Below are 12,252 nucleotides of genomic sequence, written 5' to 3'. Positions count from 1 at the left end.
CCGGTTACGGCCGCTGACCCGCCTCGTCGACGATCGCCCGGCGCAGGACCGCCGTGTTGCCGGTGACGGTTCCCCTCTCCACGTCCGCGTGGTCCTCGGTGGCCACACTGCGCTCGCCGAGGAACTCGAAGGTCTCCTCGTCGAAGATCCACTCGTCGCGGGTGGGGTTGTCCGGGTCCTCGCGGGTGATCGCGACGCCCTCGCGTCCGGCGGCGTCGACCACGTCCTCGACGATCGTCACCCCGGGGATCCTCGCGACGGCACGGTAGAGGGCGGCGCCCTGCTCCGGCGGCACGACGGCGTCCCGGATCAGGTCGCCGACCAGCACGAACATGGCCTGGTCGGTCTCCTGCCCGCTGTACTCGGGTGCCGTCTCGCGCAGCCACTCGTACATCTCGTCCGGGTCGGTGGGCAGCGTGGACAGGTGGCGGTAGTTGGTGGTGACCTCGTAGCCGGGTTCCCCGGGCCGCGCGTCGGGGTCCCGGGTCCACTCGCCCCGGCCCGCCTCGCGCAGCAGCCCCTCGCGGGTGCCGTCCACCGAGTGCCAGGTCTCCAGGCGGTGCAGCGGCTGGATCCTCGTCCTCATCCCCTCACCGGTCTGCGAGAAGGACACCTTGCTGTCGACGTAGACGAACTGGTCGTCGCGGATGTCGCCGTGGTCGGGCCCGTGTTCGGCCGCGAGGGCGATGTCCTCCAGCAGGGCGACCGTCGCCCTGCTGGGCGGCCGGTTGCTCGCGCCGCCGTCCCCGGAGGGGAGGAACACGAGGGTGACGGCGGCGGCGGTCGCGACGGCCGCCGCGGCGAGTGCGGGCCGCAGCCAAGTGCTCCGCCGGGGGGCGGCTGTTCGGTCCTCACGCCGGATCTCGGTCATCAGATGCTCCTTGAGGAGTCGGTGACGGGCCGGCGGAAGGTCTCTCTCCGGGGGTTCGGTGAGCTGGTTCATCGGTTTCCCTCCCTCAGGGGCCCGACCGCTGTGGTGCGGTCACCTCTCATCTGTCCGCGGGGTGCGGGGAGTTCCGGGTTTTCGAGATGTTTCGCGAGCTTTGTCCGGGCGCGGGAGAGGCGGGAGCGGACGGTGCCGACGGGCACGCCGAGCGCCCGGGCCGCGGCGGCGTAGTCCAGCCCGGACCACACGCACAGCGCCAGCACCTCGCGTTCGGAGCGGCGCAGCTTCGCCAGCGCGATCCGCACGAGGGTCAGTTGCGCCGCGTCGTCCACACGGCCCGCGACCTCCTCGGCGAAGTCCCGTACGGCCTCGTCGCGCGGGAGGCGGGCCACCGCGGCCGCGTGTCTCCGGGCGGCGCGGCGGGTGTTGCGGGTGACGTTGGTGGCGATGCCGAGCAGCCAGGGACGCAGCGAGCCGCCCTCCTCGTCGAGCTTCGCGCGCAGCCGCCAGGCGTCCAGGAAGGTCAGGGAGACGACGTCCTCGGCGGTCGCCCAGTCGCCGGTGAGCCGGAAGGCATGGTTGTAGACGGAGCGCGCGTACGCGTCGAAGAGGTCGCCGAAGGCGTCGTGGTCCCCCGCGCGGATGCGTCTCCGCAGATTCGTGTCCACGTCCCCTTGCCTGTCCGGACGACGAAGGCCGGTTCCCGTGACCCGGGTCACGGGAACCGGCCTCAGCGGCACGGGGTCGGTCAGAAGCCGACGGACCGGAGCGCGTCCAGGCCGACGTCGGCGTAGGAGTGCTTGCCGGAGACGAAGATGTTCACGCCGTAGTAGTTGAACAGCCAGCAGCCGAAGGCGAGCAGGGCCAGGTAGGCGGCCTTGCGGCCCTTCCAGCCGGCGGTGGCGCGGGCGTGCAGGTAGCCGGCGTAGGCGACCCAGGTGATGAAGGACCAGGTCTCCTTGGGGTCCCAGCCCCAGTAGCGGCCCCAGGCGTCGCCGGCCCAGATGGCGCCCGCGATGATCGTGAACGTCCACAGCGGGAAGACGGCCGCGTTGACGCGGTAGGCGAACTTGTCCAGCGAGGCGGAGGCGGGCAGCCGCTCCAGGACGGACGTGGCGAAGGTGCCGGGCCTGCCGCCGTTCACGATCTTGTTCTCGTAGGCGTCCTTGAACAGGTACAGGATCGCGCCGACCGCGCCGACGTAGAACACCGCGCCGCACAGGATCGCCGTGGAGACGTGGATGTACAGCCAGTACGAGTCGAGCGCGGGGACCAGCTGGTCGCTCTCGGTGTACAGGACGGTGACGGCGAGACCGAGGTCGAGGAGGACCGTGGTGGTCAGGAACAGCCCGAGCCAGCGCACGTTCCTCTTCAGCGCCAGCAGCAGGAGGTACACGCCGACGGCGGTGGTGGAGAAGGTGATGTTGAACTCGTACATGTTGCCCCACGGCGCCCGCTCCACGGACAGCGCGCGGGTGAGCACCCCGCCGAACGCGAGCAGGAACGCGAGCACGGTGAGGGAGACGGCGATCCGCCCGAAGAGGTCGCCCTGCTCGTCCCCGCCGTGCGCCCCGGGCCCGTCGGGCACGTCGCGCGATCCGGCCGCGGCCCGCACGACGACCTTCGGCCGCTCCAGGACGGCGGTGCCGCCCGCCTTGTTGACGGTGACGGCCGGTGCCTGCTTCGCCTGTGCCCTGGGGGTGAGGGCGGCGGCGGTGCGGGCGACCTTGCTGCGGCTGCCGAAGATCCATTCGGCGATGTACGCGAAGAACGCCAGGGTGTAGACGGCCATCGCGGAGTAGATGAGCACGTTGCTCATCTCCGCCAGGTTCTCGTGGGTCGCGGCGGCGAGAGTCACTTCTCAGCCCCTTCGGCAGGTACGGCTCGAGGATCGGTGGAATCGGGGGTGTCCGGGGAGGCGCCGTCCGGATCGGGGGCGCCGGGGGCCCGGTCGTACAGGATCCCGGCGAGGTCGCCGAGTTCCTCGGGTACCTTGGCGGACTCGCTGCGGCCGAGTCCGGCCATCTCGACGACGGTGACGCCGTCGGGGCCCGCGGCCGCGCGCACCCAGACGCGGCGGCGCTGGATGAACAGGGAGGCGGCCAGGCCGCCGATCGCGGCGACGGCACCGCCCAGGGCCCAGCCGCCGCCCGGCTCCTGGACGACCTGGAACTGGGCCCACTCCTTGACGCCCTTCTCGAAGGTGACCGAGCCGGCGCCGTTCGGGAGCGTCATGGTCTCGCCGGGCATGAGCAGCTTCTTGAACAGCTCGCCGTCGGCGTCCTTGAACTCCTTCATCTTGGTCTTGTCCATCTGGTACACGCTCTGCGGAATGCCCGAGTTCGCCTTCAGGTCGCCGTGGTAGGCGTTCAGCGCGAGCACCGGATAGTCCAGCGCCGGGAACTGGGAGATCATCGTGCCGGCCGCGGAGCCGCCGAAGGTGGGCACGAAGAAGGCCTGGAAGCCGAGCTGCTCCTTCTCGCCCTCGGGGTTGCGGTAGCCGTCGAGGACCTTGACCACGCCGGAGGAGGTGACGTTGGCGTCGAGCGGCAGCAGCGGCACGGCGTCCTGGAAGACGACCTCGCCCTTGCCGTCGCGGACGGTGACGACGGGCGCGTAGCCGTGGCTGGTGAGGTAGACCTTGGCGTCGCCGATCTCCAGCGGCTCGTTGACCTTGACGGTGGTCTTCTTCTCCTCGCCGTAGGCGCCCTCGCTGTAGGCGAGGTCGACCTCGTAGGTGCGCGGCGTCCCCTTGTTGGGGCCGGTGCGCTCGTACGTGCCCCTGAAGTCCTTCACGGTGAAGCTGAACGGCTCCAGGTCACCGGCGTCGAAGAGGCTGCCGGACTTGATGTCGTCGTACTGCGGGAGCGTGTTGGAGAAGCCGTCGCCCTCGACGATCAGCTTGTTGCCCTCGGACTTGAACAGCTGGCCCCAGGCGAAGGCGACCAGCATCACGATCAGCGAGATGTGGAAGACCAGGTTGCCGACCTCGCGCAGATAGCCCTTCTCGGCGGCGACGGCGTCCCCGGCGAGGTGGGCGCGGAAGCGGCGCTTCCTCAGCAGGGCGAGGGCGGCCTCGCGGACCTCCTCGGGCGCGGCCTCGGTGCGCCAGGTGGTGTGGGCGGGCAGCCGGTCCAACCGCCGGGGGGCGGCGGGCGGGCGGCCGCGCAGCTGGCCCACGAACTGCCAGGTGCGGGGCACGATGCAGCCGATGAGGGAGACGAACAGCAGGATGTAGATCGCCGAGAACCACACCGAGCTGTAGACGTCGAACAGGCCGAGCTTGTCGTAGATCGGCGCGAGGGTCTCGTGCTTCTCGCGGAAGTCGGCGACCTTCGTCTCGTCGATCCCGGTCTGCGGGATGAGCGAGCCGGGGATCGCGCCGAGCGACAGCAGCAGGAGCAGCAGCAGGGCGACCCGCATGGAGGTGAGCTGCCGCCAGAACCAGCGGGCCCAGCCGATGACGCCCAGGGAGGGCAGGTTCGGCGGCTCCTCCGTGGGGGCGGTGGACAGCTGGGAGCCGGCGGCGCCCAGGTCCTGCTCCTGCTCGCGGGCCCCGGCACCGGCGGCGGTCTCCTCGGGGCCGGTCTTCGAAGTCGTGCTCATCGCGTCAGATCCCCACAGTGAAGCCGTTGGACCAGGTCTGCATCTCCGCCACGAGGCTGTCCCACGCGCCGGTCAGCAGCAGCACACCGGTCACGATCATCATCGTGCCGCCGATGCGCATCACCCAGACGTAGTGCCGCTTGACCCAGCCGAAGGCACCGAGCGCCCTGCGGAAGGCGACGGCGGCGAGCACGAAGGGCACACCCAGCCCCAGACAGTACGCGACGGTCAGTATGGCGCCGCGTCCGGCGCTCTCCTGCTGGGCGGAGAGGGTCAGGACGGACGCGAGGGTGGGGCCGATGCAGGGCGTCCAGCCGATGCCGAACAGGGCGCCGAGGACGGGGGCCCCGACCAGCCCGGTGGCCGGGCGCTTGTGGAAGCGGAACTCCCTCTGGGTGAGCCAGGGCATCAGGCCCATGAAGAAGACGCCCATGAGGATCATGAAGACGCCGAGCACCTTGGACAGGACGCCCGACTGCTCCTGCAGCGTCTGCCCGAAGTAGCCGAAGAAGGCGCCGCCGGAGACGAACACGACGGTGAAGCCGAGCACGAACAGGGAGGCGCCGGCGACCATCCGGCCGCGCCGGGCCTCGGCCAGGTCGGTGCCGGAGACGCCGGTGACGTAGGAGAGGTAGCCGGGGACCAAAGGCAGTACGCAGGGCGAGAAGAAGGAGACGAGCCCGCCGAGCAGGGCGATGGGCAGGGCGACCAGCAGGGCGCCGTTGAGCACCGTGGTGTTCGGGTCCACGACGCCGGCGGCGAGCGTGTGCAGGGCCGTCACGTCACTTCTCCGCGACGACCGGCTTGAGCATCTTCAGCAGCCGTTCCTCGCTGAGCGGGGACAGCGAGCGGGCCGCGATCCTCCCGTCCCGGTCCAGGACCAGGGTGGAGGGGATCGCCTGCGGGTTGAGCGTGCCCTTCTCGAAGCGGAGCATCAGCTTGCCCGTCGGGTCGTACAGGCTCGGGTAGGTGATGCCGAACTCCTCCTCGAACGCGAGGGCGGAGCGGGTGTTGGTGTCCCGGGTGTTGATGCCGACGAACTGCACGCCCCGGTCGGCGTACTCCTCGGACACCTTCGCGAAGTACTTGGCCTCCGCGCGGCACGGGTTGCACCAGGAACCCCAGACGTTGAGGACGACGACCTTGCCCTTGTAGTCGGCGACGTCGAGCTGCTCGCCCTCGAGCGTCTTGCCGGACAGGTCGGGCGCGGCGTCGCGTTCGCCCTTGGCGACCGTGGAGATGCCGTCGGTGCCGGTGACGAAGTTGGTGTTGCCGCCCCCGCCGGACGTTCCGCCGGAGCTGCACGCGGAGACGAGCAGTGCGGCCACGGCGGCACCGGCGGTCAGGGCGGCGCGGCGGCGGACGCGGGTGGCGCGGTTCGAGCGCTGGGGGGCGCGGCTGGCGGCACTCATGTGAAAAGTTTCGCATGCCCGTTCTGGGGATCTTGCGCACCCCCCGTGCGGGCGGAAACCCGCATATCAGGCGGCGTCGCGCGCCCCGGTCCCGCCCTTCAGGAAGCCCCTCCAGCCGCCGGCCGGTTCCTGGCCGACCTCCAGGGTGCGGAGCCGGTCGAGCACCTCCGGCTTCTGCACGTCCAGCCAGTCGACGAACTGCCGGAAGGAGACCAGGCGCACGTCGCCGCCCTTCTCCTTCTCGCGCGCGATGTGCTTGAGGGCTTCCTCCACGGCGTCCATGTAGATGCCGCCGTTCCACTGTTCGAAGTGGTTGCCCACGAAGAAGGGTGCCCTGTTTGTCTCGTATGCCCGCCTGAAGCCGGATATGTACGCCTGGGTCGCCTGCTCCCGCCAGCGCGGGTGGTGGCGGGCGGGCGCGTTGGTCGAGTTGAGCGACTGGTTGGCGAGCATGTTGTAGTCCATCGACAGGACCTCGAAAGAACGACCGGGGAAAGGTATCTGCTGGAGGGGAAGGTCCCATATGCCCTGTTTCTTCACCGGCCAGACCTGGCGTCCGCCGGGCGAGGAGGCGTCGTAGCGCCAGCCGAGCGCGCGGGCGGTGGGCAGCAGGTTGTCCTGGCCGAGCAGACAGGGCGTACGGCCGCCGACGAGCTCCTTGTCGTAGTCGAAGGGCAGCGGCTCCAGGTCGGTCCAGCCGGAGTTGGTCCGCCACTCCTTCACGAACGACTTGGCCTGCTCGATCTCGCTGCGCCACTGCTGCGGCGTCCAGTTGCCGACGCTGCCGGAGCCGGCGCAGAAGTGGCCGTTGAAGTGGGTGCCGATCTCGTGCCCCTCGAGCCAGGCCCGGCGGAGGTTCCTCAGGGTGTCCTTGATGTGGTCGTCGGTGAGGTAGCCGATGTCGGAGGCGCCGCGCGGGTTGTTCGGCGGGTCGTAGAGCCGCTTCTTCGACTCGGGGAGCAGATACAGGCCCGAGAGGAAGAAGGTCATGTGCGCGCCGTGCTCCTTGGCCAGGTCCAGGAAGCGCGGGAAGAGCCCGTTGCCGACCTCGCCGGCCCCGTCCCAGGAGAAGACGACGAACTGCGGCGGGGTCTGACCCGGCTCCAGCGGCACCGGGCGGGCGGGCTGGTGGGGCTGCTTTCCGGTGAAGGAGGTGGAGCCGTCACCGATCGGACGGACCGTCCTCGTCGGCTCGGACGTCGGCCCCCCGGACCGGTCGCCGCTCCCCCCGGGACGGGAACCGCCGGCGGGGCCCGCACCGTCCGACCCCGTGTGACCGCCGCAGCCGGCCAGCGAGACGGCGGCCGCGGCACCCGCGCCGAGCCCGAGCATTCCCCTGCGAGTGAGAGCGCGCATGGCCTCCCCGATCGTCACGTCCTGAAGGTGGTCACCCCTTCAGAGGACGTGACGAAGGCGGAGGTTCCCGTCGATTGCGGAGATTTCGCAACGAACGTGACGATGCCGTCCGGACGGCGCGGCGCGCCCGCCCCCGCCCGGATCACGCGGCCCGGGCGGCGCGGCCGCGCCCGTCCCGCCGGGGGCTACGCCCCGTAGGCCTTGCCCTTCCCCTTCGCCGGCTTGGCACCGGCGAGCAGATGGGCGGGGACGAGATCGCGGGCCGGCTCGCTGTAGCCGACGGAGACGATCCGGTCGCCCTGGTAGGTGAAGGTGGTCAGCGAGGCGAGCGTGCACTGCCGCCTGCGCGGGTCGTGCCACAGCCGCCGCTTCTCGACGTAGGACCGCACGATCCAGATCGGCAGCTGGTGGCTGACGAGCACCGCCTCGTGGCCGCGCGCCGCGTCCTTGGCCGCGTTCAGCGCGCCCATCATGCGGATGACCTGGTCGACGTACGGCTCGCCCCAGGACGGCCTGAACGGGTTGACGACGTGCCTCCAGTTGCCCGGACGGCGCAGCGCGCCGTCCCCGATGCCGAAGGTCTTGCCCTGGAAGACGTTCTCGGCCTCGATCAGCCGCTCGTCGGTGACGATGTCCAGGCCGTGCGCCTTGGCGATGGGCTCGGCCGTCTCCTGCGCCCGCTCCAGCGGGGAGGCGACGACATGGGTGATGTCGCGGGAGGCGAGGTGCTCCCCGACCCGGTCGGCCATGCGCCGGCCCAGCTCGGAGAGGTGGTAGCCGGCCAGACGGCCGTAGAGGATGCCGTCCGGGTTCTCGACCTCGCCGTGCCGCATCAGATGGACGACGGTGACGTCGTCCTTCCGGTCCTTCTTCACGGTGCTCACGCCGTCGCCTCCGCCGCCGCTCGGGCCGCCGCCGGCAGGGCGTCGGCGATCCGCTGCACGGCCCGCTCGTCGTGCGCGGTGGACACGAACCAGGACTCGAAGGAGGACGGCGGCAGGTAGACGCCGTGTTCGAGGAGGGAGTGGAAGAAGGCGGTGAAGCGGAACGACTCCTGCGCCTTGGCGTCCTCGTAGTCGCGCACCGGGCGGTCGGTGAAGAAGACGGAGAACATGTTGGAGGCGTTCTGCAGCGTGTGCGCCACGCCCTCCTTGGTCAGCGCCTCGGTGACGAGGGACCGGATCTGCGCGGAGACGGCGTTCACCTTCTCGTACGCGGCGTCGTCCAGCAGCCGCAGCTGGGCGAGCCCCGCGGCGGTGGCGACCGGGTTCCCGGAGAGGGTGCCGGCCTGGTAGACGGGCCCGGCGGGGGCGAGGTGCGCCATGACGTCGGCCCGTCCGCCGAAGGCCGCGGCCGGGAAGCCGCCGCCCATCACCTTGCCGAAGGTCATCAGGTCCGGCCGGACCCCGTCCACGCCGAACCATCCGGCGCGGCTGGTGCGGAACCCCGTCATCACCTCGTCGGAGATGTACAGCGCGCCGTTCGCGGCGCACGCGTCCTTCAGCCCCTGGTTGAACCCGGGCAGCGGCGGTACGACGCCCATGTTGCCCGGCGACGCCTCGGTGATCACGCAGGCGATCTCGCCGGGGTGCGCGGCGAAGGCCGCGTGCACGGCGTCGAGGTCGTTGTACGGCAGGACGATGGTGTCGCCGGCCTGGGCGCCGGTGACGCCGGGGGTGTCGGGCAGCGCGAACGTGGCGACACCGGAGCCGGCGGAGGCGAGCAGCGAGTCGACGTGGCCGTGGTAGCACCCGGCGAACTTGATCACCTTGGTGCGCTGCGTGAACCCGCGGGCGAGCCGGATCGCCGACATGGTGGCCTCGGTCCCGCTGGACACGAGCCGCACCTGCTCCAGGGGCTCGATCCGGGCGACCATCTCCTCGGCGAGCGCGACCTCGCCCTCACCGGGCGTGCCGAAGGACGTGCCGCGCGCGACGGCCTCCTGCACGGCGGCGATCACCTCGGGGTGCGCGTGCCCGAGGATCATCGGCCCCCAGGAGCACACGAGGTCGACGTACTCCCGCCCGTCGGCGTCGGTCAGGTACGGCCCGCTGCCGGACACCATGAACCGGGGCGTGCCGCCGACGGCGCGGAAGGCGCGCACCGGTGAGTTCACGCCACCGGGCGTGACGGCCGCGGCACGGTCGAACAGCGCCTGCGAGGCTTGGGCTTCGTATGGGTATGGCAGTTCGCTCATGACCTGCGACTTCTCCGACCTTCTCCGACTTCTCGGGTTTCCCGGTCCCCGGGTGCGAGTGACGTGTTCAGGGTAGGCCAGGGGCGGACGGGGCGGCCGGGGTGCCGGGCGGGAGGGGTGGGGGCGGCCGGCTGTCCGGGCCCGCTCCTCAGCGTCCTGCGGGTTCGGGGGTCCCGGCGCGGCTGTGACGCGCGGCCAGGGTGGGGTAGTCGGTGTATCCGGTTTCTCCGCCCGTGTACATGGCGTACTCGTCCCGTACGGGATTGAGCGGGGCGCCGATGCGCAGTCGTTCGACGAGGTCGGGGTTGGCCAGGAAGGCACGGCCGAGCGCGATCAGGTCGGCCCCGGCGGCCAGGAGCCGCTCGCCGGCGCGCCGGCCGCCGTCGGCGGGCAGCGGTCCTCCCCACCCGAGGACCGGGTTGGCGATCAGCGTGCCCGGCCAGGTTTCGCGGATGTCCCGGAAGAGAGGCTGATCCGGGTCGGCGAACACGATGTGCACGTAGGCCGGGCCGGCGTCCGCCAGCGCCCCCACGAGTGCCGGGTAGATGTGCTCGGTGTCACCTTCCTCGATGCCGTTGACGGTGTTTCCGGGGGAGATGCGCACACCCACCCGTTCGGGCCCGATCGCGTCGACGACGGCCCGGACCACCTCGACCACGAACCGAATCCGGCCGGAGACCGGGCCGCCGTAGGCGTCGGTGCGGCGATTGGTCCCCTTCGCCAGGAACTGGTGGAGGAGGTGGCCGTTGGCCGCGTGCACCTCGACCCCCTCGAATCCCGCGTCGACGGCGTTGCGCGCGGCCGTGGCGAAGTCGGCCACGGTGGACCGGATGTCGGCGGCGGTCATCTCGCGCGGCACGACCGGGGCCCGGCGCCCGCTCGGGGTGTGGATCGTCTCGGGGAGCGGGACCGGAGAGGGGGCGACCGGCGTCAGCCCGCTGTTGTCGGGGTGGCCGACCCGGCCACCGTGCTGCAGTTGCAGGAACATCCGGCCGCCGGCGGCGCGTACCGCGTCGGTGACGCGGCGCCATCCGGCCACATGGGCCTCGTCGTGGATCGCGGGGATGTGGGGATAGGTCTGCCCCACGGCGTTCGGTGTGGTGGCCTCGGCGATGATCAGCCCTGCGGACGCGCGCTGCGCGTAGTAGGTGGCCATGATCGGCCGGGGAACCCCGTCCGACGCGGCGCGGTTGCGGGTCAGCGGCGCCATCACCAGACGGTTGGGCAGTCGCAGGGCCCCGAGGCGGGCGGGCTCGAAAAGGCTGGACTCAGCCGGTGTGCTCGTCATGCCGGCACGGTAGAACTTGACACCAGTGTCAGATTCAAGCCCGCTCAGCCTGCGAGGTGGGGAATGCGGATCGGTGAACTGGCCCGGCGCAGCGGGGTGAGCGAGCGCTCCCTGCGCTATTACGAGCAGCAGGGACTGCTGCGGGCCGAGCGCACTCCCGGGGGTCACCGGGACTACGGGGAATGGGCGGTCGATCGCGTCATCCGCGTCCAGGCGCTCTACGCGGCCGGGCTGAACAGCAAGACGATCGCGCGGCTGCTCCCCTGCATGCGGGACGCGGACGGCGGCCCGAACGAGTTCGCCACCACGCGGCTGGTGGAGGAACTGGCCGAGGAACGGGACCGCATCGATCGAGTGATCACCGACCTGGTCCGCTCCCGGGACATCCTGGACGAAGCCATCGAGGCCGCATCGGCCGGCCTGGTCACCCCACGGATTCCGACGTCGGCACCATGATGTCCCTTCACGCGGGGACGGCCGGCCGATGGGGACGTACGTCCCGGACCGGCGGCTCCACCCGGTGCCGCGCGGTGCCCGACGGAGGGTGAATCGGGGTGAGCGGGCCCGGGGCGGAGGGTGCCGGGGCCGGCCGGTCCCGGGATCCCGGCCGCCCTCCTCCGGTTATCCGGCACCCGAACCGCCATGATCTGCGAAACTGGCGTCCGATACACAGCCCACACGGCCCGGGGCGGCCGGAGGCTGCGAAGTTCCCGCGGACAGATGTTTCACCGCACGTTTCGGCGGGCGGCCGTGGGGGAGGTCACTGACACGATGATCGGGTTGCGCGGCGGGGGCCGCGCGCCTTAGAAAAGCAGTCGGGTGGAGATATGCATCGCGGTGGCGGACTGGGCGAGGGGACCGATGACCTGGGTCCTCGACGTGCCCGGCGGGGAAGGCACCGGCGCGAGGCGGAGCACGCGGAGAACAGGGACGAAGCACGTCAGGCTCACGGCGTACCGAGCGAGCTCGAGCGGATCGACCGGCGGATCGACCCGCTGAGGGCGGGGAGCAGGAATGGTGGTCGGGTGGGGGTGACGTACAAGTACTTCGGCGCGCCGGACGGCGCCACCGCGGCCCGCGTCCCGATCTCGATGCGCCCCGAGGAACTCGGCGGCGACGAGCTCGGCATGAACGGCATGTTCACCAAGATCAAGCCGGAGACCGTGGCCGCCATGGTCCTCACCGGCATCGAGGGCGTCCCCCTGCACAAGGTCCCGCCCCTGGAGCTGGTCGTCCTGCACCCCGACTACGCGGTCGTGAAGCTCCCCATGACGGTCGTCGACCCCCTGCGCGGCATCGGCGAGGAAGCGGTGGGCGCGGCGGCGTTCATCTGGTCGACGGTCCCGGACCGCGGCGGCCCGCGGGACGCGTTCAACGTGTACCAGTTGCTGCACGAGTGGCAGGACTTCAGCCACCGGCTGCACGAGGCGGGGCATCAGGCGTACTGCCTGGTGTGGCCCTGAGCTGGGGTTTCGAGGGGTTGGGGCGGGGTCTTCGGCCTCGCCCC

General features: G+C 71.2%; 12 protein-coding genes. 2 read left to right on the top strand and 10 right to left on the bottom strand.

The genetic code is table 11. The annotated features are described in order from the left end of the window. Nucleotides 1-4: 4 nt before the first annotated feature. The 10 genes from RIM90_RS10200 to RIM90_RS10155 all read right to left on the bottom strand — a co-directional run bounded on the left by RIM90_RS10200 (nt 5) and on the right by RIM90_RS10155 (nt 10,745). Nucleotides 5-943 (bottom strand): CU044_5270 family protein, encoded by a 939-nt coding sequence (locus RIM90_RS10200; protein WP_309060290.1) that lies wholly within the window; start codon nt 941-943, stop codon nt 5-7. Then, nucleotides 940-1,554 carry an RNA polymerase sigma factor gene (locus RIM90_RS10195; RefSeq protein ID WP_309060289.1) on the bottom strand — a complete coding sequence of 205 codons (615 nt, stop codon included), beginning with the start codon at nt 1,552-1,554 and terminating at the stop codon, nt 940-942. Before RIM90_RS10195 ends, RIM90_RS10200 begins: the two co-directional genes overlap by 4 nt. 80 nt (nt 1,555-1,634) lie before the next feature. Further along, nucleotides 1,635-2,744 (bottom strand): c-type cytochrome biogenesis protein CcsB, encoded by a 1,110-nt coding sequence (ccsB, locus tag RIM90_RS10190; protein WP_309060288.1) that lies wholly within the window; start codon nt 2,742-2,744, stop codon nt 1,635-1,637. After that, nucleotides 2,741-4,492 carry a cytochrome c biogenesis protein ResB gene (locus RIM90_RS10185; RefSeq protein ID WP_309060287.1) on the bottom strand — a complete coding sequence of 584 codons (1,752 nt, stop codon included), beginning with the start codon at nt 4,490-4,492 and terminating at the stop codon, nt 2,741-2,743. The genes ccsB and RIM90_RS10185 overlap by 4 nt, the downstream gene beginning before the upstream one ends. A gap of 4 nt (nt 4,493-4,496) precedes the next feature. Next, nucleotides 4,497-5,273 (bottom strand): cytochrome c biogenesis protein CcdA, encoded by a 777-nt coding sequence (locus RIM90_RS10180; RefSeq protein WP_309060286.1) that lies wholly within the window; start codon nt 5,271-5,273, stop codon nt 4,497-4,499. Nucleotide 5,274: 1 nt separating this feature from the next. Continuing rightward, on the bottom strand, nt 5,275-5,904 hold the full coding sequence (locus RIM90_RS10175; protein ID WP_309060285.1) for a TlpA disulfide reductase family protein: 630 nt from the start codon (nt 5,902-5,904) through the stop codon (nt 5,275-5,277). A gap of 66 nt (nt 5,905-5,970) precedes the next feature. Further along, complete coding sequence (locus RIM90_RS10170; protein ID WP_309060328.1) at nt 5,971-7,236, bottom strand: hypothetical protein; 1,266 nt, start codon at nt 7,234-7,236, stop codon at nt 5,971-5,973. A 209-nt stretch (nt 7,237-7,445) separates the two neighbouring features. Continuing rightward, nucleotides 7,446-8,093: a histidine phosphatase family protein gene (locus RIM90_RS10165; protein WP_309060327.1), complete on the bottom strand. Its 648-nt coding sequence runs from the start codon at nt 8,091-8,093 to the stop codon at nt 7,446-7,448. A 47-nt stretch (nt 8,094-8,140) separates the two neighbouring features. Then, nucleotides 8,141-9,457 carry a glutamate-1-semialdehyde 2,1-aminomutase gene (gene hemL / locus RIM90_RS10160; protein ID WP_309060284.1) on the bottom strand — a complete coding sequence of 439 codons (1,317 nt, stop codon included), beginning with the start codon at nt 9,455-9,457 and terminating at the stop codon, nt 8,141-8,143. Nucleotides 9,458-9,605: 148 nt separating this feature from the next. Continuing rightward, a complete protein-coding gene (locus RIM90_RS10155) occupies nt 9,606-10,745 on the bottom strand; it encodes an alkene reductase (RefSeq protein WP_309060283.1) in 1,140 nt (379 codons plus the stop codon). Between the two features lie 63 nt (nt 10,746-10,808). Between RIM90_RS10155 and RIM90_RS10150 the strand changes: the two genes are divergently transcribed. After that, nucleotides 10,809-11,201: a MerR family transcriptional regulator gene (locus tag RIM90_RS10150; RefSeq protein WP_309060282.1), complete on the top strand. Its 393-nt coding sequence runs from the start codon at nt 10,809-10,811 to the stop codon at nt 11,199-11,201. A 569-nt stretch (nt 11,202-11,770) separates the two neighbouring features. After that, on the top strand, nt 11,771-12,208 hold the full coding sequence (locus tag RIM90_RS10145) for a hypothetical protein (protein WP_309060281.1): 438 nt from the start codon (nt 11,771-11,773) through the stop codon (nt 12,206-12,208). Nucleotides 12,209-12,252 lie beyond the last annotated feature (44 nt).

The sequence above is a fragment of the Streptomyces sp. genome, assembly GCF_031181555.1.
GTDB lineage: Bacteria > Actinomycetota > Actinomycetes > Streptomycetales > Streptomycetaceae > Streptomyces > Streptomyces fimbriatus.
Note: the sequence above shows the minus strand (reverse complement) of the source record. Positions and strands in the feature narration are given on the sequence as shown.